Source organism: Bradyrhizobium sp. AZCC 1610 (assembly GCF_036924515.1).
In the GTDB taxonomy this organism is placed as follows: domain Bacteria; phylum Pseudomonadota; class Alphaproteobacteria; order Rhizobiales; family Xanthobacteraceae; genus Bradyrhizobium.
In genome coordinates, this window is the sequence record NZ_JAZHRR010000001.1 from 2,983,959 (window position 1) to 3,004,214 (window position 20,256).

The window sequence follows — 20,256 nt, forward strand, 5'->3', positions numbered from 1 at the left end:
GCATTCACGCAAACAGTCAAGCAGAACGTTTTTTCAGCCGAGCAACGGCTCTCTCCCAGGCGGTAAGACCTTCCTTGGTGATCTGACCGCCCGGCGTGATGACGTCCTTTCTCACTAGGGCGTCGAAGGTTCTTCTCTGGCCATTCCCCGGGACGGCACCAATGGCGAGATCACAGGCGTGCGCCCAGATCTGCTGCGCCGGCACCCACTCGTCGAGGAATGCCATCTGCGCTTTCGACAGCCTCATTTAAACCTCTTCCGAATTTCCAGCAGTCCAGAGATCAGGCCATCAAGGTCTCGCTCTTCGAGGAAGACTCCAGATCCACGATCGTCGCCGTCTTTAGCGATCCAGACAGTGACACCGGAACGATATGGCTCACCCATATTGTCCTTGTACGCCTTGATGCAGGCGCCTTCCTCGCCGACGATTGTGAAGGATGTGATCTCAATGCCCCTCATGCCTTCAGTTCCTTCATCTCGATCTTGATGGTGGTCAGGTTGTTGCCGACCAGATAGGCCAGCAGTCGCATAGCCGGGATACGGCGCACTCGGTCGCCAGTATTGGGATTTACGGTCGTGATCTCGCTCCGTGGGAACTTCGGCGGAGCCTTCCATCCCTTCGGAGTCGTGATCATGATTGCCGCATCCTCAGCCGGCTGCTTGTTGAGCGTGTAGAAGTTGATTGCCTCCACACACCGTTTGGCGAGGTTGTCAGCGTTGCTCATACGGTCTCCTCTGGATCTTGCCGTCAGCGATGCGCCTCTCCAGCATCCGGAAGGCATACTTTAGAGACGGAGCAAGGCAGTGGAAATTGCCGCCGTACCAGCCCGTCTCTTCGCAGATGATCGGTGTGTAGAACCTCACGCCGCCTCCTTCTCTTCTTCCTTCCAGTTGGCCTCAGCTCGCGCTTCTTTCAGCAGCAGGCTCAGGTCGATACCTGGGATGATGTTGGTTTCGATGATGTTCATGGCCCGATCGAAGTAGGCCTTGAACGTGTCTTCCTTCATCGCGTCGTACGCGGTGGAGGAGGGGATCATGATGATCTCGCCGGTCACGGTCATGATCGGCTCGACCACGCCACAGCCGAGCAGCAGTGTCTTGTGCAGGCTGTCTTCGTCGACGAACAGGTCGGTGTTCTTCACGATGATGCGAAGGACGACGCGATACAGCCGATGCCGGGGCTGGCTGCGCTGCTGTGCGATGTTGACGCGCAGCACCTTCTTGAAGGGGAGCGCTTCGAACATCTCGCGGTCGTAGTTCGCGTAAGGCACCAGGTGCCCGTCCTCGTTCTTGACGACGTAGATCCACGGGTTCTTGGACTTGCTGGACGATTTGCTGCTCATGATGGTTCGTCCAACTCCACTTCAGCCCAATCCTGAACCAGCGCCATCCAGTGCTGGTGGTTATCGAGGTCGAGCCGCAGTTCAGGGTCGTCCTCTCGACCCTCGATGATGCCCTTCAATCGGCGTGCGAGCTTTTCGGTGTCGTCGTAGGTGAGCGCCTTGACCGATCTGGCCAGGCGGGTGAGTGGTGTTTCAGCCATCGTGTTCTCAAATCAGCGGCCGGCGACGTGGCGCCCTGGCTCTGGGTTTCGGTTGCTCGGGTTTCTCGGCCTCGCATTCCGTCAGGAGGGCGATCCGATCGCGGCAGGCTGCGACGAGGCGATCAATCTGGTCCTGAGACAGCCCATATTGTTCTCGATGGGCTCTCTCGGCCTCCCACCAGGACCGAAGTCCTGATGGGGTTTGAGCCAGTGTGATGCCCCACAGAGCCAGCTCCATGTAGGCTTCAGCCTGGGTCATGACGCCTTACGCAGCTTTGTCCTTCGCCGCCTTCAGCTCCTTGGACCGGGCGTTGGCCTTCTGGCGCAGGAACTTCTCGTCGTCGACATGCAGCTTGGCGAGGTCGTCCTTGAAGTCGTCAGATCCGACGAGCGTCAGGACTTCCGCGTTGTTCTTGCAGCCGGCGATCGCCTTCTCCCACTTGTCGAGGATGGCATCAGCCTCCTCGGCAGTGAGCCCACCGTCGTCCTTCTGGTGGTCGCCGGACGGACCGCGGTCATCGTTCCGGTCGCTTCGGCGCTCGTTATCGTTGTTGAACGCATCGACGCCGTCGCGCATGTCCGCCTTGCGGTCGTTGATGTAGCGGTTGTCGTCGTACAGACCGAGATGTACGTCGGCGCCGAACCCGAGGAGGCTGAGCCCCTTGGAGATCGCGTCGGTCAGTGATTTCTTCGGCGCCTCTTCGTCGGTGTAGTAGCCGTTCTTATTCTTGCCGACGAACTGGGTCTGGCCGAAGTGCTCGATCTCGCCGCGCTTTCCGTTCCACTCGTACCAGAGCTTGATCCGGACAACGTGGACGATGTCCTTGTCCTGGCCAGGCTGATACTTCTCGTCGATGACATTCCAACCCCAGCCGATACCGAGCGGCCCGAACACCTGGGTCGCCTTCTTCGCCGAGTAGGTGGCATTGATCGACGTTCCCTTGAAACCACCACCGCGGTTGAACTGCTTGGTGTATTTCATATCGGTCGTCTCGACCGCATCCCAGATCGCGAGATTGTCTTGCTGCTTAGTGCTCATGGTCTTCCTCTTGGTGATTGGGGTGGAGGGCAAGGGCGTTAGGCCGCCGCTGCCTCTTCCTTGTTGTCGTTGCTGGCTTTGGCCTTCTTCGGCTTGGCCGCTGCCTTCGTGGACTTCGCCGGGGGCGGGAACAGACCGCTGTCCTTGTCCGCCTGCTCGACAGCAGCCTTGTCAAAGTCGATCAGCATCTTGCCGTCCTTCGACAGCTTGATCGTCACGCCCTTGCCCGAAGCCTGCTGAGCATCGGCCGGCATCAGCTTCTTGATGTCCTTCTTCGCCTTGTCGTGCTTCTTGACCGCGGTGACGGTCTTGATCAGCGTGGCGGCCTGGTCAGCCCACTCGTTGCTTTCGTTCATGTCGACGATGCGTATCCGCTCGACCAGCGGCACGACGATCTCCGGCGTTCCAGGCATGCGACCGGTCTCGACGCACTCCCAGAAGTCCTTCTCTGCCTTGAGCAGTTCGGAGTGATAGAAGACGTCCGCCTCGATCTCGGCGCGATACCACTGGGCCGCGCCGGTCAGGATCGACAGATGTGCAACCGGAAGATCGGTCACCATCATGTTGTGCTGACATTGCGGGTAGTACTTCTCGATCGCCTTCTCCATGTCGAAGCCGAACGGGAACATGAACTTGAATTCGACGATGCCGAACGGTGCGGACGTCGGGGTCTCGCGGAGGTAGCCGTCCAGCGTCGTGTGAGCCTTGTCCCAGTCCGGGTAATGGACCTTCAGCTGCTCGTCGGTGACCCACCAGCCGGTGTCCTTTTCCATCAGGTCGGCATTGAGCGGCTCGGTCAGGTTGCCGAGATTGATGAGGATGACCTCGCTCAGGTCCTCCGGCTCCTTTTCGCCGCGCTTCTCGCGCCACAGTCGCTCGATGGCCTTCTGGTCGCCGGACATGATGATCTTGGCATCGGAGCCGCCGATCGAACCCATGCGGGCCTTTCGCGCTTCCTCGCTCATGCCGATGTGGCCAGTGCGCCTATAGTTCGGTGGTTGCATTGCAATCTCCTGCATTCAAACAAACGATTGGACATAGCTCCGCCGTCTACGCGGCTTCGCTGGTTTCCTTTTCCCGGTAGTCGAGCCAGACGGCTTCCTTACCGAGGGTCTCTACGAATGCGGCGTGTGCCGCGCGATCCTCTGCCGTCACCCTGGAGGCGAGCGGCGTGGGCCGCTGCCTGATGACGGGCTTGATGACTTCCTCCTGGACCGCAAAGAGATCCAGGGACATTCCAAATTGCCGGCCGCCGAGCATCTCGACGTAGACTTCGGCAAGAAGCTCCGCGTCCAGAAGGGCGCCGTGCTCCGTTCTTCTCGAGTTGTCGACGCCGAAGGCACTGCAGAGAGCGTCCAGCGTGTGCTTCCCGCGGGGCCGCTTCTCCTTGGCCAGCTCCAGGGTGTCGACGATTTCGTTTTCGAGCGGCTCGTAGCCGAGGCGATCCAGCTCCTCGTTCAGCATGCCGATGTCGAAGCTGGCGTTGTGGATCACCAGCTTCGCGCCGTCGATGAACTTGAGGAACCGGTCAGCAATCCTGCGGAACGTGGGCTTGCTCGACAGGAAGACGTCACTGAGTCCGTGGACCCTGAACGCTTCCTTGTGGACCGGCTGTCCCTGGGGATTGATGTACTGGTGGAACGTCTTGCCGGTCGGCATCATGTCGACCAGTTCGACGCAGCCGATTTCGATCACGCGATCGACCTTGCGGTCGAGGCCCGTCGTTTCGGTGTCCAGTACGATCTCTCGAATGCTCAAAACGATCGCCTCGTGATTGGATCGATGCCATCCCGATACATCTGCGCAAACACCAGGTCGCGCAGCCGATCGGCGATGACTTGTGACGTGTCCAGCAGGGCGCTGGTCGCCATCTCGACATCCTCGGGCGAACCGTTGATGTAGGCGGCTTCCAGCCTGCAGATGGTGGCCTCATGGATGCGCCTGGCCGACTGAAGGCGCAGGTACGCATCCGTTTCCTCGGGGCTACGCGGCATCGCGCGACCCTCCGTAGGTTTCCTGGAATGCGATGCCGTGTGCCGGCACGATACCCAGATCGCCCTTCAGTCCGGTCAGGATGAACCCGACAGTCCTGGTGCGGATTTCGTGGACGTTTTGGCGGTTCGGCTTGCGCGTCGGGCAGTAGAGCCGATGAACAAGCTCCTGATCTCCGCCGCGAGCCAGCGCGATAGCTGCCTTTGTAAGTCGATCAGGTAGGCGTGCCGAATTGCACCAACGCATCCAGGAGAGGACGCCGAGGGCGCGGTCGACATCGTTTCGTTGTGGGGCATACTTGGTTGCTCCGTCGAAGGGCTTCATCGCAGAGAGCAAGCGGATACGCTCGATCTCGATCAGATCGGCGCGGGTCATGCCGATCATGTTCCAGCCGCCAGATCTCTGGCCGGATGTCAGCCACCGCCGTTCCTGGTCGGGGGTCTTGTCGATCGTCTCGACAGCCTCCGCGAGGAGCTGCCAGATGATGTCGCTGTGTTTGGCGCGATCGCCCTTCAGGGCTACGGCCAGCTCACCACCATGGGCGAGCCAGCCGAGAGCCGTGACGCGATCCTCAAGCGAGGACGAGGTTGTCATGCGGGATCGATACCTGCGGTTGACCGGGATAGGACTGCCGGCGGCGGGTGGCGCGATACTCGTAGATGCTCTCGCCGACCTTGAACTGGGTCAGCGTCAGCTCGCCGGCCTTCGCATCCTTGAACACGCGATCGGCGATCACGTTGAGCATGGTGATGCGCTGACGCTCTGCGGTGCGCAGAAGGTCGGTGGCTGGGATCACGACCTGTCGGTCGTACTGGAGGTCACCCTGCCAATAGACCAGGGTGTCGCCGTTGGCTGCGTCCTTCAGCCAGTCGTAGTAGTCGCCGAGCGCGCCGGGATCGACTTCGAGAACTGTGCGGGTTCCGGCCATGTCAGCCTTCCACCGTTGCCTTGACCAGATCCGCGTGGATCGCAGTCAGGATCGTGAGGCCTTCGATGATGCGGCCGAGCTGCGCCACGGCCTCGCGCCGTTCAGCGATCTCGATTGCCTGAGCCGTCTCCTCGTCGACGACCGGGTCACCACCGAAGATCCCGCCGAGGAACGCCATCATCTGCTCGAACTCGACCTCTTGCGGATCGACCTCGGCCCCGCCATCGCAGCAACCGGGAGCGCAGTCGCATTCCACGTTGTCGTTGCTGTTCTGGGCTTGCTCGGCCTTCGCGTGATAGGCCGCGAATTCCCGGTCTGACATAAATCTCATTTATTCCTGCCTTTGCATTCGTGCAAACAGTTGATGCCAAAAGGGGCGCTCCTGCACGCCAACAAAAGGAGCGCCCCTCAAAATCCCCGCTCAAACCGGGGAAGCTCAGATCTCACCGCATCTCATGCGGGTGAGGATGTCCCGATCAAAAGGGGATGTCGTCATCCATGTCGTTGTTGCGGGACGGCGCCGACGAGCGGCCCGAGGACCGTCCACCGCCGCGATCGTCGTTGCGGTCATCGCGGGACGAGCTGCGGGACGAAGAGCGGCTGCCGCGATCATCGTCGCGACCCCGGTCATCACCACCGCGATCATCGTCGCGAGAGCGGCTGGAGGAGCGGCTCGACGAACGGCTGCCGCCGCGGTCATCGTCGCGTCCACCGCGGTCATCGTCACGGGACGAGCGACCGGAGCTGCGCGAACCGCCACCGCGATCATTGCCACCGCGATCGTTGTCGTTGTCGAACGACAGTTTCATCAGCGCATCGAGCGAAGCGAACTTCGGGATATGGATCTCGGTCGAGTAGCGATCCTTGCCATCCTGGTCCTGCCATTTGCGGGTCTGGATCTTGCCTTCGAGGCGGACGAGGTCACCCTTCTTCAGGTACTTCTCGGCGAACTCGATCGTCTTCTCGTTCCAGATCGAGATCGAGTGCCACTCGGTCTTCTCCTGACGCTCACCGTCGCGATCCTTCCAGACATCGCTGGTCGCGATGCGGAGGTTGGCAACCGCGCCATTGTTGAGGTTCTTCACCTCGGGATCGGCGCCGAGACGTCCGATCAGTTCCACTTTGTTCAGTGATTGAGCCATAGGTCTTCCTTCTCCTTCTTCGTTTGCATTAGCACGACGTTTGTATTCATGCAAATAGTTTGTCAAAACTCAGGGGCGACAAACAGTCCGGTGGTCTCGTTGAACGCCATCGGCACTGTTCCGGTGTTACCCGCGATGCGCTTGAGGCGCACCTTGGGAATGATGATCTGGCGAGCGCTCGGGTTCTCGTCGTCGCCGGCATGGACCACGATGCCGAGATCCGGCTTGTTGGCCCAATGCGCCGAGTCCGAGATGCTGTACAAACCGGGCACCGCATCCGGCGCCAGCTTGGTCGGATGTGCGACAACACAGACCGCGCAACCAAACATCTTTCCAAACCTCTTCATCTTCTTGATCATCTTGCCAACGTATTCGGTCAGCGAGATATTCATCGGTCGGTCGTGTTCCAGCTCGTTCCAGGGATCGATGATCAGCAGCTTGACGCCATCACGGAACACCGCTGCTGCCGCCGCATCGAGGACGAACTTGACGTCGATCTCCGCGTCTCCGGTGTCGTCGTAGTCGATGAACTGGTAGTAGCGCTGAACGAATGCCTCGGCTCTCTTCCGGTCCTCGAACGTCCACTGGTCTCGCGGCTTCTCCAGGTATGCCGTCATCAGCTCGTACGCCAGGAACGGCTTGACGTCCTTTTCGCCGGAGAAGATGGCCACCGGCCATTTATGTTTCTTCGCCAGCAGCACCGATACCTGGTTGATGAATGTCGACTTGCCGACGTTTGGCACGCCAGTGCAGATGATGAACTGTCCCTGGTAGAACTTCATCATCTTGTCCAGCTCGTCGGACAAGCCGATCTCGCACATCGCCGGGATCTCCATCTCCGGATAGTCCGAGAGACGGAACAGTCCCTTGACGGGCCAGGGCTTCGCAGTTTCGATCATCTCGCGCACGGCTTCGGTGCCGAGATATTTCTTCACCTCGTTCAGGTCTTTGCAGGCGCGCAGCTCGCCCCTTTTCTTTTTGTCCGGGACGACCTGGTCCTTCGGGTACTCGACCCAGAAGCACTTCACCGCCCCGAGCCGTCTGACCAACTCCTTCGCGAGCCGGCCGCCAGGTTCGTCGCCATCGACGGCGATGATGTGGGTCTTGACCTCCATGATCCGCTCCATCAAGCGTCCCATGAACGAGAACTTATCGTCATCCTCGGGATCGATGTCCCGATCATCGTCGGGCACATGGATCAGTTTGCCATTCTTGTCGCGGGCCGGCGGCGCACCATCGGGCACGGAGATCACGGTGTGGAATCCGCACTCCAGCGCAGCGAGGGTGTCGAACTCGCCCTCCGTCCAGATTAGGGCGTCCAAGCCCTGTGCAAGGCGCTGATGCCAAGCATCATCGAGCAGGACATTGGCGTTGTAGACGGTCTTCACAGCGCCCTTGCGCTGCTGGAACATCCGGATGCCATCCTGATGCCAACGGTACTTGGTGTTCACCTCGACGTCCGCCTCGAAGTAGGGGATCGCCAGGATCGGACCATCGAGGTCAGGCTCGATTGACCCATCGCGCAAGCGACGCGCGCTGTAGAGCCCCATATCCACCGCCTTTTCGACGCTCAGGCCGCGGTCCTCGATCCCCTGTGCGTGTCTCTCGCTTAGCATTCTCTGAACCTACCCATCCGCAGTTTTTGCAGTTCCAACACACGCCGCTCGCGTCGATCTTGACGCTCAGGCATTTGATCTTCTTGTGCGCCCCCTTCCGCATGTGCGAGCACTGCGGACAGAGGGCATATTGATTGCCGAACTTGATCGACCTGACTTCGATCTTCTCCTCTCTCAGGACCTTCGAAACATCGACGCCCATCAGATCGCCACCACTCGCTTCCACCGGCCGCTGGGTTCGCCGCGCTTCTTCTGCTTCGGCCGGCTTTCCCAACGCTCCTGGTTGAGCCAGGTGCTGGGCATTGCCCACTCCCGGAAGTCATCCTTGTTTACGTAGAACCGGAGGCCTTCCATGATCGCGTCGAACTCGACGTTGCCGGCATCAGCGATGCGCTCGAAGGATTTGCGAGCGACCGGCTTGGCATCCTTGTTCGGGTACAGCTTCCAGAACTGATCGAAAGCGTCTGCAGGGAACGGCGCAGCCGGTCCTCGCTTCACTTTTGTTTCAGTCTTTTGTTTCCCTATCGGTTCTAGATATCTGTTAGTCGGCAGCTCCTGCCGGTGGCCACCGGAAGCTGCTGCCGGTGCCTCCGGCGACTGCTGCCGGTACTCACCGGAAGCTCCTGCCGGTCCCTCCGGAAGCTCCTGCCGGTCGTTGTCGTTGTCGGACACCACCGGCAGCTCCTGCCGGTCGTCCTCTACATTCCCTTGAGATTGCTCAGGTTTTCTGGAGGCACCGGCAAGACGTGCCGGTCGACCCGGTTTGGGCATCAGTGGGAAGAAGACCAGGTCGGTCGTGTCGTGTCGCTTGATCCGGCGAATGATGTTCATCTCCTCCAGATCGGCCATCGCCTGCCGGACTGTGCGTTCGCTGAATTCAGTCTCTTCGGCGATCAGGCGCTGTGACGGCCAACTAGCGCCTTCGGTATCGTTGAACCTGTTGGCAAGGTTCATCAGAACAGCTTTGCGGGACGGGCTGCCGGTGATCACCGTTCTGGCCCAGGCCATCGCGTCGTAGCTCATGTGCGTGCCTCTCGTGGGGTTGACCCCTTTTGCGGGGTGGGTTATTAGCTTGAATTCATGCAAATGGTCAAGCCACGAGATATTGGGTGGCGGGCTGACCGACTCACACAAGGAAGAACATGGGCACCGTTCGCGTCGCTGGTCTCGATCTCGGCTTTGCCAATTGGGGCATCGCCCGGATGCAACTCGACCTCGACACGCTGGACCTCAGCCTGGAGAGAGTGCGGACGATCTCGACCGAGAAGCTGGCCGGCAAGAAGAAAATGGTGCGCCAGAACAGCGACGATTTCCGCCGGGCCAGGGAGCTGCACGAGGGGCTCCGGGAAGAGTTGCATGGCTGCTCGGTAGCCTTCGCTGAAATCCCCTCAGGCGCCCAGCACGCGCGTTCTGCGTGGGGTCTGGGCATTGCGATCGGCGTCCTCGCTTCGGCGCCGGCCGTGATCGAGGTCATGCCGGTCGAGACCAAGATGGCCAGCGTCGGTTCCAAGACCGCGGACAAGCCGGAGGTCATCGCCTGGGCGGCGGCGAAGTATCCGCACATCGCCTGGCAGACCTACGAGAAGGAAGTCTCTAAGAAGGGCAAGCTGCTGCGCAGGGCAGGGGACTTGCACGACGACAACGAGCACGCGGCCGACGCCTGCGCGGTTGTGCATGCCGGCATTCGCACGCCGGAATTCAAGCAACTGTTAGCCTTATGGCGGGCTTCGAACCATTCTAATTGAGTGGTCAGATTGTCGCAGGCGCGACTTGTCTTTGATTTGTCTACAGTTTTTCCTTGTGCGTTTGATTTCTGGAAAAATTGGAACAAAAAAGCCTTTGCAAATCCGCGCAACCTCCTCTATGGGGTGGCGTTAGCATCCGCGCAAACGGAGCAAGGGGACTGCCTCAGATGAACTCAATTTCAAGAACTGTGCGATTTTCGAACAAAGGATAACCTTTTTGCTCAGCGACCGTGATATGGAAGGATCGCAAAATGAATGCAGCAGTGACAGAGAATATGAAAACCCCGAAAGAGATCGTGATCGAGTGGATCGAGCACATCTTGGATCGCAAGAAGTGGACAGGGACTGATCTAGCACGCAAATCGAATATAGCCCCGTCGACGATCCTCCGGCTGATGAACGACCCAGATCATCAATTCGTACCGACCCTTAAGACGTTGCAAAAGATTGCCGATGGATCGGGATATCCCATCCCACGGAAAGTGATGAACGTGCTGGGGGCAAACAAGATCGAGCCCTCCGATACTGCCGAAGAAGAAGCCGAGGCTCCTCGGCGCTCCTTCCGTAGTAGTACCCCGCGCGTGTCGACGGTGGAGCTTCGTCATGTGTCGTCGCTGCCGGCGGCGCTGCAGGCAGCTGCCAATCCGAAGCGCGATAGCTACGCTCCGGCCCCGCCGCAATTGGAGGGCGACGAGACGGCGTTCGCGTTCTACATGCCGGACGACACCTTCGAGCCTTGGATGAAGTCCGGGACGATGTGTTACGCGACCAAGCGGCGTGATCCCGTCACGGGCGATACGATCATGGTCACCGACAAGAACGGGAAGACCAAGATCCGCTCGCTGATGGGAATAGACGAGGCCGGCTTGAAGCTGTCGAAGAGCCATCCCGTCAAAGAGGACGAGGTGATGCAGTTCGACGACATCGCCGAGATCGCTATCGTCGTTGTGTTCGTGAAGTCCATGTGAAGAGGTGGGTCGCCTAATAGGCGACCCTCATGTCGAACATGTCCCGCACTCGCTTGGTCATCGTCCTGATGAAGGTGACCGACGACGTCATCGCTTCAACGTCGAAGTCCTTGCGCAGCTGCTGCATCTGAGCCAGCCAGGCTTTGTCGGCGTTGATCTCGTTGATGTCGACGACTGACTCCCACTCCTTTTTCTTGATGTCCAGGCTGACCTTGGCGATCTCGAAGTCGAGGTAGTCCACGAACTCGCGCAGCGGGATCGTGACGTCCTGCACCGCCGGCTCGATGACCATCAGCGACTTGCAGATCTCTTCCAGGATCGCGGGGATCCTGCTCTGGAACTTGGCATTGATCGGGCGTGACACAGGAGCAGGGGGATCTGTCTTGTTAGGCGTCTGAACCTTCTTCATTCACTTCCTCTCGTTTGTTTTTCATGTGATCCTCCACGGCCTTGTAATCGGCGCGCGTGATCTTGACCGGTTTCAGGCCCCGATCGATCGCGGCGAATGCCAATGCAATTCCTTTGGTGACGCCGACCACTTCGTATCGGGCGGCTGCCTGGGGTGTCAGGCCAAGCCACTTTCCGAGTTCCGCCTGCGTCAGATTGCGCGAAATGCGCCAAGCCCTCACATCCTCTCCAGCGAGATATTTGTCAGACGCTTTTCGCTTTCGAAACGGCATTTTCAACCTCCTGATGCCGCATTTGCGCGGGAGCGAATCACGAAAATACTGATCGGCGGGATGCACTCACGCCGTTCAGTATGATCATGACGTTACTTTGCAGACAGGTACCGGACGGGAGTTAACTCCGCATGCTGGGCACCATCTTCGGGCACTTCCTCTGTTCTTAAGCACCCTCTCAAAATCTCGACTAGCCCCCGGGAAGTGATGGGCAATATGCACCTTGCACCCGGCGGCAACCGCTGCCTTGATCAAAGGAGATCCGCGACCGGATAGATGCCGCTCGAAGCGACGGGTCGGGTCTTCTTCTTCGCAGAAGCCGATGTAGTGCCCAGCATGCTGGTAGCTGGGCGACAAGTGTAACAGATAGACCGTCATTTGAATTCATGCAACCTTTTGGACAAAGTTATGACGCTTTCGATGCCGCAGGCGGCTTCGTTTGTGACACGATCCTGGCCATGTTGCCGCTTTTCCATTCAGCGGCGATGACGAGGACGGCTTTGGCTCGCTCGATTGGCTCGCCGACAATGTGCCACTTTGGCCCGGGCGCCTTGAATGCGACCACCCGGACCAGGGCGGCTTGGATTTTCTTCTTCACGGTTCCTCCGTTGCTGAAATGAAGTTTGAGATCGGTCCGTCTTCCTCGTCGAATGCGTTCACAATTCCGCGATCATCCGCCTCATCGACGGGGATCCAGATCGTGAAGACGACGCCTTGCGAGTTGTCGTACCGTTCGATGCGGTCGATGACGCCGGTAGATCCCGCCGGCATCGTGTGCTCGATGTCTTCGTGATCGGCACCCTTGGCCTCGACCAGCATCTTGACGCGTTGGCCCTCGCGGAAACCATTCGCTTCGCCGAGGTGCTCAGCCATTGAGCTTTCCCTCCAGCTCCTCAGACAGCTTGAGCGCTCCCTGGAGAAGGTCGTCGATGCTCATCGAATAGTCAGTGATCACGTCCCAGCCAGACTCGCCGTAGATCAGCCAGACAGATCCAACCTGCTTGCCGTCCTTGTGCATGTAGAGGCGGTCGTCATCGGTGGAGAACATCGCGCTGAAGATGGCATCGGCGTCGGTGCTCTTCTCGATCGCGAAGTCGCCGCCGTCGTAGACGTCGATCGCAAAGCCGGCAGCCAGCGCATCGTCGATGATCCTGCGGGCGATCTGCCTTTCGATTTCTTGTACTTCCATGGTTTCTCCTTCGGTTTCAGGCGAAATCCAGCTCGCCGTAACCGTCTTCGGTGTATCGGTTGGATCGGCGGTACTCCCCGCCGTAGCGGGAAGGTGCTCTTCGCTCGCCTCTGCTAGTTGAGAGGACTTCGCCAACGCTCTCCACCTGATCGAAGTCATCTTCGATCAGAGAGACTTTCTGCCAACGATGCGGGCGCTGGTTCATGCAGCCTCCCTGGCGAAGTGCTTGGCGCCGGTCCCGTGTGCCTCAATGGTGATGTCGGCCTTGGCCTTGGACCGATTGCCGCCGCAGAGCAGGCAGTAGGCGCACTGCACGGCTTTCCCCATCTCAGCGCCGGCCGGGCAGTGACCTTCACCGTCCATCTTGGGCTCACCCTTTGGACGCACCCGGTAGGTGCGGAACCCCAGGGCCTTCGCCATGATGCGATCAGCCTCGCTGTCGCAGGAGGCCATGCAGAAGTCCGCCAGCTCTGGGAAGGTGCGCCAGAGGTGCGTATAACCGGACAGCTCGTCGACTTGGGCGAGGGCGACTCGCCACATGCTGACTGGAGCGGCGCCAGGATCGCCGTAGGCACCGATACGGACGCGCTTGCGGGCCAGGAGCTTGCGAGCCTTGGCCAACGACACCTCGGGATAGATACCGCGCTGGAAGCCATCCCAGATAACCCTGGGGCCATGCATCAGGGTGACGTAGCAGGAGCGCTCGACGTTCTTGCGCAGTCCGGTCTTCGGATCAGTGACGATGCGGCCCCGGTGGATGCAGCTGCCGCAGATCGAGACGTCGTCGCCGGTTTGCGCTGCGAGCAGCGGGTTCTGGTCGGCGCGAATGATGTAGATCTGGACCATCGGCCCGGTCTTGGAATTGCTGCCGCCGTCCTCCAGGCCGGTGGCGATCACGACGATGGGCGCACCGTCGATCAACGACGGGCCGCGGTACAGAATAAAACCGTTCATCGGTCTCTCCTTTGAATTCATGCAAACCACCAGTCACGGCTGTCCCGTCGTCGGCGGGGCCGGCGAGCTTCGGGCGAAGGTGGGGCGTAGTGGGAGCGACAGCCCTGGCACTGGTAGGGCTTGTCGGGGTGCTTGGGGTTGAGGCTGAGGATCTTCGTGCCTCGATCGCCGCAGTTGGGGCAGGTCCGCCAGGTGGTGACCCGCTTCGGCGCGGTGCAGAAGTGGGCCGGGATCACCTGGGGACATTCGAGCGGCTCGTCGCCGCCGCAATACTCGGCCGGCCAGGGGCTCCAAGGGCCCCAGGCCTCGATTTCGAAGATCGCCATTACGCTGCCTTCTCCGCCGGTTGCTGCTTGTTGTCGTTGACCGGCTGCACCTTCGGCAGCGGCGGGAAGAGGTCGATCAGCTCGCCCATCGATCGGGTGGCTGCGACATATTGCAGGTTGGCTTCCTGCTCCTTTTCCCAATCCATCGTGGCGTAGCGGGATGGGCAGGTGTTGAACCGGTCGAGCCAGTACACCCGTTTCCATTCCCGGCCCTTCGACTTGTGGATCGTCGAGAGCGTCAGGATGCCGGAGACGTTGTCGGAGAAGATGTTGTCGATGTAGGCGACGACCGCCTTGATCTCGTACTGCTTGTCCTCGCGGCAAGCATCCATGATCACCTTGATCGTCTCGAACTTGTCCTCGGCCTCCTGGACCTTGGCCATCTTCTTACGCGGCAGCCACTTCTCCTTCTCGCGCTCCAGCCATTCCTCCAGCTTATCCTCCAGCTCCGGGATGGTGCTGATGGACTTCCAGCGGGTTGCCAGCTTCTTGAGCGCTTCGCCAATGTCGCGACCTTCGATCCGGCAGGGGATCTTCTCGCGGATCAGAGCGAACGCCGCGGTCACCAGCGGCCGGGTATTGCGGCACAGGATCGCCGCGTCGGCGTTGAGGCGGTCGCGGTTCTGGATCATCTGCTCGAAAGTCTCGAGCGAGATCGAACCCTCAGGAGACGAAGGATGGGCCTGGATATGGCCGACCCAGGTCTGCGCGAACTTCACCACCGACTTCGGACAGCGGTAGGTCACCGTCAGCGGCATCTCCTTCGCATTGAAGGACTGCTTGATGATGTCCAGGCTGTCGTTATCAGCTCCGGTGAACCCGAAGATTGCCTGGTGCGGATCGCCGACAGCGAACAGCCGGCCATTCGGCTTCATCAGGCATCGGGCCAGCAGCCGGCGCACCGTGTTGGTGTCCTGTGCCTCGTCGATGATGACGTTGTCGTACTGCCAGAACTTGATTTCATAGAGCAAAGGCAGATAGATCATGTCGTTGAAGTCGACGATCTCCGGCTCCTGATTGGAGGCCTTCAAGACGTCGATTGCCATGTCGATGATATCGTCAGCCTTCTTCTCGACTGCCTCTTCATTGAACAGATCGAAGTGCTCGGCGAGATCGTCCCAGATCGACGTGTCCTCGATGTGGCCCTGGCCGCGGATGCCGACGCCGCTCTGTTTCGCGAAGGCGACCAGTTGGCAGATGATCGAAGCGTGGGGCGCCAGTTCGGGTCCGATCTTGTTGGAATCGATCCAGGACGAGGTGATGTTAGCGACCTTGTCCTCGACGACGCGCACCGTGGGGAATTTCTTGCGGTAGTTCCGAAGGCCGATCGCATGGACGGTCGAGGCTTCCGCCTTCTTCCAGTCGATGCCCATCTGCTTCAGCTTACCCTTAATCTCCTCAGCGATCCGCTTGCCGAACGCGATGATGATCGAGGATCCCCGCATGCGGCCGACCGCCTGGAGGATGGTGGAGGTTTTGCCTGCGCCGGCCACGGCGATCAGGACGATGGAACTGGTCCCGTTGAGGGCCTCATTGATGAAGGCGGCCTGCTGAGGGGATGGAACGAACGCCATGGATAGTCCTCAATGTGATTTGCTGGTTGGAGGTAGCAGGTTTTTGCATTCACGCAAATCGGTAATTTGCAAAAAATGCAAACTACCTTTTACCGGACAATTCCCTGGCTTCGCGGATCAGCGCGTAGAGGGCTGAGGCATCACTGCACAGCCGCTCGTCGTCGAGATCGGCCATGATCTCGTCCGCCTTATCTTCATCCTCGACGCCGTCTGTGGGCGTGTCCATCCTGGCGAGCTGCGAGACCAGCTTGCAGGCGCCCTCGACAAACAGCCGGGCCTTCTCGTGCTTAGCGTCGAAGCCGCGACCATCGGTCAGGGCGTCGAGACCTTCGAGGTACTTCGATAACCTGGGATGCAGCGACATCACGCAGCCTCCTTTAATTCGGTCTGCCGCAGCAGTTTCAGTGCTGAAACCACGCGCTTGGCATTGTCCTCGTTGTAGACCTTGGTGATGTACCGGCGATCGTCGAAGATCAGCCATCCTTCACCGTGGAAATTCGGGATCATGAAGGTCACCGGGTTCTCGACCCAGAAGATGGTCTTGATCCGGTCGGTGAGGTGGCGGTGCTGTACAGCGCCCCAGCAATCTCCCTTGAGAAGCTCTCGATCTCGGAGGTTTTTGATGGAGTTGACCTCGCCGGCCTTGCACCAGACGAAGTCGGTGGCGCCGATCGTCAGTACCTTGGCGACGATCTGCTCTTGCATCTTGGTCAGTGTCTTCGGCATGTTTTCCTCAGTAGCAATCGCAGGGCGGGGCGGTCAGCGGCCCGTACCAGGCGATGATTTGTTCGGGTTCTTCGTCGGTGTCCCCATAGGCAAAGACTTCGCCGTCCTCGCCGAAGACCCGGCCGCTTTGGGTGTAATCGGGGTAGTCGTAGTAGACATGCGGACCATCGGTCTCGCAGTCGCCAGCGATCCGCAGCATGTAGCAGCCGGGCTCTGTCGGCCGCGTCAGCTCATCGTCCCAGCGGCACGGACGCCATTGCATCCGATGTATTTCGGCCAACGCGCGGGTGTCACCGAGCACCATGGGGCTCGGTGAGATGTATTGTTCCCCTTCCTTGCCGTAGCGAATGCCGGCCACGAAGGTGCCGTCCGGCTGCGGGAGTAGATATGCATCCAGCTTGTCGCCGAGATCTGCCTGGTATCGCTGGTGATTGATCGGGACCAGGTGCGCCAGCGGAACGTAGATCGCCTTGTCGCGCCAGGGATTGTCGAAGTGCCAGTGGATCTTCACGACTTCTGCTCCATCGTTGCCTGCAATCGCACCAGCCAATCTTCGAGGAACCGTTGGTGGGACTCGAAGGCGTAGTTGATGTTGTCGGCAGCTCGACCCATCTGCTCGGCTGCTCTGACCATCGTGTTGGCTGCGGATTGAACCTGTTCCGCGCCGATCAGGGTGACGTATCGCTCGCTCATCGCAGATACGCCGGACCGTAGGGGCCCATCTTCGCCAACCCGTTGTGGGCGTCGAAGATGTTGCCGCGGGCATGCTTGGCCGGCGCCGCCCAGCTGGCTGACTTGAGAACGTCGCCAGTTGCCTTGTCGACGAAGCAGAAGGCTGCTTGGTCGCGAACGATGCGGTAGCGCTTCTGCAGCTTTTGCAGCTCGAAGACCGGCTTCGAGAGGCTCGGATAATTCGCATTCATGTAGTCGTCGCTGATGCGCTTCACGCCTTCGAAGAAGGTCTCGATGGCCTGATCGAAATCGCGCTCGCCGGTCGCCGCCGGCACGGGCATTGGTACGTGCTTATTCATTGAACCTCTCCGCATCCGTTGCAGACGTATGCATTTTGATCGGGCTCCCAGTTCCACTCGGAGTCCATGCCGGCTTCGTTGCAGTCGCAGCCGATGTCCTCAGCCTCGACGAGCGGTTGAGGCTCTGGCTCCGGCTCCTGCGCCGGTAGCCGTGGCCCTTCCTCAACGATCTCCTTGATCGAGGTGTTGGCGACGAAGCCGAAATAGTCCTCTTCAGACTCGACGTAGACGCGCTTGTCAGCGTCGTTGTTGTCGACTTCGCCCACCGTGTAGATGCCGTCCGGAGCGTCCTCGTCGCCCTCGACACGCACCCGGTCCCCTGGATAGACCAGGAGGACCTTCATGCTGTCGGGAGCGGCAACGGCCTTGTCACGCCAGATGGAGGGCATCTGCTTCCCGTTCAGGAAGAGACCTTCCTCCGTCAGCGCAGCCTGTCCGGCTGTCGCTGCATCGACCGCAACCCGGACGTCCGTCAGTTGGATGGCGCGATCGGCGTCATCCGATCCGGATGTCAGGAGTTGCTTGATGTCGCTGAACTTCGGGTGGTCCGCCGACAAGTTCCAGGGACGGCCCTTGGCGAAGAACGTGATCGAAGTATCGGTGATGACCGCTGGGATCATTGGGTGCTCCGTTGATTTAGGCGGCTTCGTCCAGATCGACGTCGAAATCTTCGGCGTCGCTGTCGAAGTCCTCATCGTTGTCCTGGACGACCGGAATCTCCGGTCGCCGCAGCAGGTCGAAGTAGTGCTTGAGGCGCTGCTTCGCGGCATTGTCGAAGCCGTAGAAGCTGCTGTTCGAGCAGATCATCCGCAGGAGCGGATAGCCGAGTGTCAGCTCGTTGAAGCGAGCCTCGACTGCGGCGATCGGACACTCGACCGAAGGCTTGTTGACGCTCACGCCCAGCTTCTGCAGGGCGGCGCACGCCTTGTCGCTTTCGGTTGACGCGGTGCTGTTACCCTCCAGGGTGCGGTAAAGCGCCCGGAGTTGACCAGCCCATTCCTGCAGATCGGCCGGCGCGTTGTCGAACAGCCGGGGATCGACCAGTCGGCGGATCGTGCCGTCGATATGGTTGATCGTCTTCTTGTGCAGCCCGGTGAACTCAGCGACGTTCACCTTGCCGCGCAGGCCTTCGACGATGTCGTCACCGATGTGAGTCCAGCCATCCGGCACTTCCTGATCGTGCTTCTTGATCAGGATGACAGTGCCGGCTTCGATCAGCCCCAGCTCGACACAGACGTGCGTGACGTCATCGAGGCTGCTGAGCGACACATCGCTGTGTCCATCCATGACGTGGAACCACTCGTTGCCGCGACCACGGCGGTAGCCATAGGGTCGCTGCTCGATGAAGTAGCCGCCATCAGCCAGATCGACGTCCTGCGTCTCCTTGCGGAGACGTCCATGCGTTCCGACCACCAGGGTGCGGCGCTTGCGGATCGTCTTGCTGACGCGCTTCTCGACCGGAACCTTGAAGCTATCGAGATCGATAACTTCCGGGTTGCCGAGCCGGCGCAGGGTTTCATCCCGGTCGATGCGCTTGCAGCGGACCCAGAGGACCTTCTCACCGACCAGGTTGGCCATTGAGAACCGGCTAAAGGAGTAGTGCGGGTTGTGCTCGATGACGATCTTGGCGTCGGCCGCCCAGGAGGCAAGGACGGTTTCGTCCGTGAACTTGTCGAATTGCTGCCATCCATTGCCCAGGTGACAGGTCTTGAAGTTGTGCTTGACGACGTTATTGGTCAGCGGCAGACCACGCCAATCCATCATCGTCCGAAGGCGTTCCGCACGGGTCAGACCGAGGCCTTCAACGCCCTTGTTGAAAGCCACGCAGGCGTTGAACAGGGTGTCGGCGGCCTCGACCTTGGCGCGGAGCTGGTTGATGAAGCTGTCCTCGTAGTTCTTCACGAGGGTTGCCAACGTCGCCTTGGTGGTTTCGTCGTAGGCCAGTTCTTCGCGGGACAGGATGACCTTGAGCGAGCCGATCGGCGCCTCGAACAGAACCTCGTCGGAGCTGTCCAGGAAGCCGGAGTTTTTGATCAGGCTCAGATCGAATGGATACATCACGCAGCCCATCCGGACGCTCGGTCCGTAGAACGGCACGGTGCCCGACTTGTAGCTGGTCCAGTTGTCCCCAGAGCTTTTGACCACCGGCTCATCCCACTTGATCTCGGGGAAGATCTTCGGGCGAGGATTGAACGACCAGAGGATCTTGTGGGCGCGGTTGTGAAATGCATGGATGTCCTCGCGGCGGACTGCGTAGGAGACATCCAGCCCTGACGGCTCGTCCGAAGGCATCTCTGCCATCTGACGGACCTTGATTTTGCCTTCGGCGGAGAGCGAGACGACGTAGGCTCGCATCACGCCTTCATAGTAGGAGGTGACGTTGAAGGAGCCGGCACCATCCGGACCGAGCAGATAAGCGAACGGACTCTTCGAGCCAAGACCCCAGCCGCCGACCTTGTCATTGGCACCGCGCTTATCCGAGGCATAGAGCTTGCCGTAGACCTTCTTCATGTTCTCTGGCGAAATGCCCGTGCCATAGTCGCGGACCCTGAATACCGGGTTCAGCGGGGTCGGAAGATGGACTTCGAAGTTGCCGCCGGACGCATCCCAGGCGTTGGACGGGATCTCGCGTACGCCGTAGCCGACCTTGTCTTTCGCCAGGCCGGAGATCTGGGCGTAGATCGCGACCGCATTGGCCTCGATCTCGACGTCGAATTCCTCCTGAACGCCAGTCGCGATGTCGGTGTGCTCTTGCATTCCAAGCTTCATTGGTCAGTCCTTGTTTCTGAGTGGGTCGTTGCTG

General features: G+C 59.9%; 33 protein-coding genes. 2 read left to right on the forward strand and 31 right to left on the reverse strand.

All coding sequences use genetic code 11. The annotated features are described in order from the left end of the window. Positions 1–16: 16 nt before the first annotated feature. The 15 genes from V1279_RS14435 to V1279_RS14505 form a co-directional block, all read right to left on the reverse strand. Positions 17–247 (reverse strand): hypothetical protein, encoded by a 231-nt coding sequence (locus V1279_RS14435; protein WP_334436833.1) that lies wholly within the window; start codon positions 245–247, stop codon positions 17–19. Continuing rightward, positions 244–459 carry a hypothetical protein gene (locus V1279_RS14440; RefSeq protein WP_334436834.1) on the reverse strand — a complete coding sequence of 72 codons (216 nt, stop codon included), beginning with the start codon at positions 457–459 and terminating at the stop codon, positions 244–246. Before V1279_RS14440 ends, V1279_RS14435 begins: the two co-directional genes overlap by 4 nt. Continuing rightward, positions 456–725, reverse strand: a complete 270-nt coding sequence (locus V1279_RS14445) for a hypothetical protein (protein WP_334436835.1) — start codon at positions 723–725, stop codon at positions 456–458. Before V1279_RS14445 ends, V1279_RS14440 begins: the two co-directional genes overlap by 4 nt. A gap of 135 nt (positions 726–860) precedes the next feature. Further along, a complete protein-coding gene (locus V1279_RS14450; RefSeq protein WP_334436837.1) occupies positions 861–1,343 on the reverse strand; it encodes a hypothetical protein in 483 nt (160 codons plus the stop codon). Next, on the reverse strand, positions 1,340–1,543 hold the full coding sequence (locus tag V1279_RS14455) for a hypothetical protein (RefSeq protein WP_334436839.1): 204 nt from the start codon (positions 1,541–1,543) through the stop codon (positions 1,340–1,342). The genes V1279_RS14450 and V1279_RS14455 overlap by 4 nt, the downstream gene beginning before the upstream one ends. Before the next feature lie 265 nt (positions 1,544–1,808). Then, entirely contained in the window at positions 1,809–2,582 is a 774-nt protein-coding gene (locus V1279_RS14460) for a hypothetical protein (RefSeq protein WP_334436841.1), read from the reverse strand. A 38-nt stretch (positions 2,583–2,620) separates the two neighbouring features. Further along, a complete protein-coding gene (locus V1279_RS14465) occupies positions 2,621–3,586 on the reverse strand; it encodes a YqaJ viral recombinase family protein (RefSeq protein ID WP_334436843.1) in 966 nt (321 codons plus the stop codon). Between the two features lie 46 nt (positions 3,587–3,632). Beyond that, entirely contained in the window at positions 3,633–4,340 is a 708-nt protein-coding gene (dnaQ, locus tag V1279_RS14470) for a DNA polymerase III subunit epsilon (RefSeq protein WP_334436845.1), read from the reverse strand. Further along, the gene (locus tag V1279_RS14475; RefSeq protein ID WP_334436847.1) at positions 4,337–4,576 is read right to left on the reverse strand and encodes a hypothetical protein; all 240 of its coding nucleotides are present in this window, start codon (positions 4,574–4,576) and stop codon (positions 4,337–4,339) included. Before V1279_RS14475 ends, dnaQ begins: the two co-directional genes overlap by 4 nt. Continuing rightward, entirely contained in the window at positions 4,566–5,168 is a 603-nt protein-coding gene (locus tag V1279_RS14480; RefSeq protein WP_334436848.1) for a hypothetical protein, read from the reverse strand. The genes V1279_RS14475 and V1279_RS14480 overlap by 11 nt, the downstream gene beginning before the upstream one ends. Beyond that, on the reverse strand, positions 5,146–5,502 hold the full coding sequence (locus V1279_RS14485) for a hypothetical protein (RefSeq protein WP_334436849.1): 357 nt from the start codon (positions 5,500–5,502) through the stop codon (positions 5,146–5,148). The genes V1279_RS14480 and V1279_RS14485 overlap by 23 nt, the downstream gene beginning before the upstream one ends. 1 nt (position 5,503) lies before the next feature. Beyond that, positions 5,504–5,833, reverse strand: coding sequence for a hypothetical protein (locus tag V1279_RS14490; RefSeq protein ID WP_334436850.1), 330 nt, complete (start codon positions 5,831–5,833; stop codon positions 5,504–5,506). Between the two features lie 145 nt (positions 5,834–5,978). After that, entirely contained in the window at positions 5,979–6,644 is a 666-nt protein-coding gene (gene ssb, locus V1279_RS14495; RefSeq protein WP_334436852.1) for a single-stranded DNA-binding protein, read from the reverse strand. Positions 6,645–6,706: 62 nt separating this feature from the next. After that, a complete protein-coding gene (locus V1279_RS14500) occupies positions 6,707–8,260 on the reverse strand; it encodes an AAA family ATPase (RefSeq protein ID WP_334436854.1) in 1,554 nt (517 codons plus the stop codon). A gap of 201 nt (positions 8,261–8,461) precedes the next feature. After that, positions 8,462–9,283: a helix-turn-helix domain-containing protein gene (locus V1279_RS14505; RefSeq protein ID WP_334436856.1), complete on the reverse strand. Its 822-nt coding sequence runs from the start codon at positions 9,281–9,283 to the stop codon at positions 8,462–8,464. 119 nt (positions 9,284–9,402) lie between these two features. On the opposite strand from V1279_RS14505, the gene V1279_RS14510 reads away from it, so the two are divergent. Together V1279_RS14510 and V1279_RS14515 are read left to right on the forward strand one after the other, a co-directional pair. After that, the gene (locus V1279_RS14510; protein ID WP_334436858.1) at positions 9,403–10,005 is read left to right on the forward strand and encodes a hypothetical protein; all 603 of its coding nucleotides are present in this window, start codon (positions 9,403–9,405) and stop codon (positions 10,003–10,005) included. A gap of 251 nt (positions 10,006–10,256) precedes the next feature. Continuing rightward, positions 10,257–10,973, forward strand: coding sequence for a helix-turn-helix domain-containing protein (locus V1279_RS14515; RefSeq protein ID WP_334436860.1), 717 nt, complete (start codon positions 10,257–10,259; stop codon positions 10,971–10,973). A 13-nt stretch (positions 10,974–10,986) separates the two neighbouring features. Here V1279_RS14515 and V1279_RS14520 read toward each other — a convergent pair whose 3' ends face one another. The 16 genes from V1279_RS14520 to V1279_RS14595 all read right to left on the reverse strand — a co-directional run bounded on the left by V1279_RS14520 (position 10,987) and on the right by V1279_RS14595 (position 20,222). Beyond that, entirely contained in the window at positions 10,987–11,382 is a 396-nt protein-coding gene (locus V1279_RS14520) for a hypothetical protein (protein WP_334436862.1), read from the reverse strand. Then, positions 11,360–11,653 (reverse strand): helix-turn-helix transcriptional regulator, encoded by a 294-nt coding sequence (locus V1279_RS14525; RefSeq protein ID WP_334436864.1) that lies wholly within the window; start codon positions 11,651–11,653, stop codon positions 11,360–11,362. The genes V1279_RS14520 and V1279_RS14525 overlap by 23 nt, the downstream gene beginning before the upstream one ends. Positions 11,654–12,059: 406 nt before the next feature. Next, complete coding sequence (locus V1279_RS14530; RefSeq protein WP_334436866.1) at positions 12,060–12,251, reverse strand: hypothetical protein; 192 nt, start codon at positions 12,249–12,251, stop codon at positions 12,060–12,062. Beyond that, the gene (locus V1279_RS14535; protein ID WP_334436868.1) at positions 12,248–12,526 is read right to left on the reverse strand and encodes a hypothetical protein; all 279 of its coding nucleotides are present in this window, start codon (positions 12,524–12,526) and stop codon (positions 12,248–12,250) included. The genes V1279_RS14530 and V1279_RS14535 overlap by 4 nt, the downstream gene beginning before the upstream one ends. After that, entirely contained in the window at positions 12,519–12,842 is a 324-nt protein-coding gene (locus V1279_RS14540) for a hypothetical protein (protein WP_334436870.1), read from the reverse strand. The genes V1279_RS14535 and V1279_RS14540 overlap by 8 nt, the downstream gene beginning before the upstream one ends. Positions 12,843–12,858: 16 nt before the next feature. Beyond that, complete coding sequence (locus V1279_RS14545) at positions 12,859–13,047, reverse strand: hypothetical protein (protein ID WP_334436872.1); 189 nt, start codon at positions 13,045–13,047, stop codon at positions 12,859–12,861. Then, the gene (locus V1279_RS14550; protein ID WP_334436874.1) at positions 13,044–13,796 is read right to left on the reverse strand and encodes a hypothetical protein; all 753 of its coding nucleotides are present in this window, start codon (positions 13,794–13,796) and stop codon (positions 13,044–13,046) included. The genes V1279_RS14545 and V1279_RS14550 overlap by 4 nt, the downstream gene beginning before the upstream one ends. 17 nt (positions 13,797–13,813) lie before the next feature. After that, a complete protein-coding gene (locus V1279_RS14555) occupies positions 13,814–14,122 on the reverse strand; it encodes a hypothetical protein (protein ID WP_334436875.1) in 309 nt (102 codons plus the stop codon). Beyond that, complete coding sequence (locus V1279_RS14560) at positions 14,122–15,696, reverse strand: ATP-dependent helicase (protein ID WP_334436876.1); 1,575 nt, start codon at positions 15,694–15,696, stop codon at positions 14,122–14,124. Before V1279_RS14560 ends, V1279_RS14555 begins: the two co-directional genes overlap by 1 nt. Positions 15,697–15,778: 82 nt before the next feature. Next, positions 15,779–16,060 (reverse strand): hypothetical protein, encoded by a 282-nt coding sequence (locus tag V1279_RS14565; RefSeq protein WP_334436879.1) that lies wholly within the window; start codon positions 16,058–16,060, stop codon positions 15,779–15,781. After that, the gene (locus tag V1279_RS14570; protein ID WP_334436882.1) at positions 16,060–16,422 is read right to left on the reverse strand and encodes a hypothetical protein; all 363 of its coding nucleotides are present in this window, start codon (positions 16,420–16,422) and stop codon (positions 16,060–16,062) included. Before V1279_RS14570 ends, V1279_RS14565 begins: the two co-directional genes overlap by 1 nt. A gap of 7 nt (positions 16,423–16,429) precedes the next feature. Beyond that, positions 16,430–16,933, reverse strand: a complete 504-nt coding sequence (locus V1279_RS14575) for a hypothetical protein (RefSeq protein WP_334436885.1) — start codon at positions 16,931–16,933, stop codon at positions 16,430–16,432. Beyond that, a complete protein-coding gene (locus V1279_RS14580; protein ID WP_334436888.1) occupies positions 16,930–17,115 on the reverse strand; it encodes a hypothetical protein in 186 nt (61 codons plus the stop codon). The genes V1279_RS14575 and V1279_RS14580 overlap by 4 nt, the downstream gene beginning before the upstream one ends. Beyond that, positions 17,112–17,453 (reverse strand): DUF7717 family protein, encoded by a 342-nt coding sequence (locus tag V1279_RS14585; RefSeq protein ID WP_334436891.1) that lies wholly within the window; start codon positions 17,451–17,453, stop codon positions 17,112–17,114. The genes V1279_RS14580 and V1279_RS14585 overlap by 4 nt, the downstream gene beginning before the upstream one ends. Continuing rightward, positions 17,450–18,073: a hypothetical protein gene (locus V1279_RS14590; RefSeq protein ID WP_334436894.1), complete on the reverse strand. Its 624-nt coding sequence runs from the start codon at positions 18,071–18,073 to the stop codon at positions 17,450–17,452. Before V1279_RS14590 ends, V1279_RS14585 begins: the two co-directional genes overlap by 4 nt. A gap of 16 nt (positions 18,074–18,089) precedes the next feature. Continuing rightward, a complete protein-coding gene (locus V1279_RS14595) occupies positions 18,090–20,222 on the reverse strand; it encodes an ATP-binding protein (protein WP_334436897.1) in 2,133 nt (710 codons plus the stop codon). Positions 20,223–20,256: the final 34 nt, after the last annotated feature.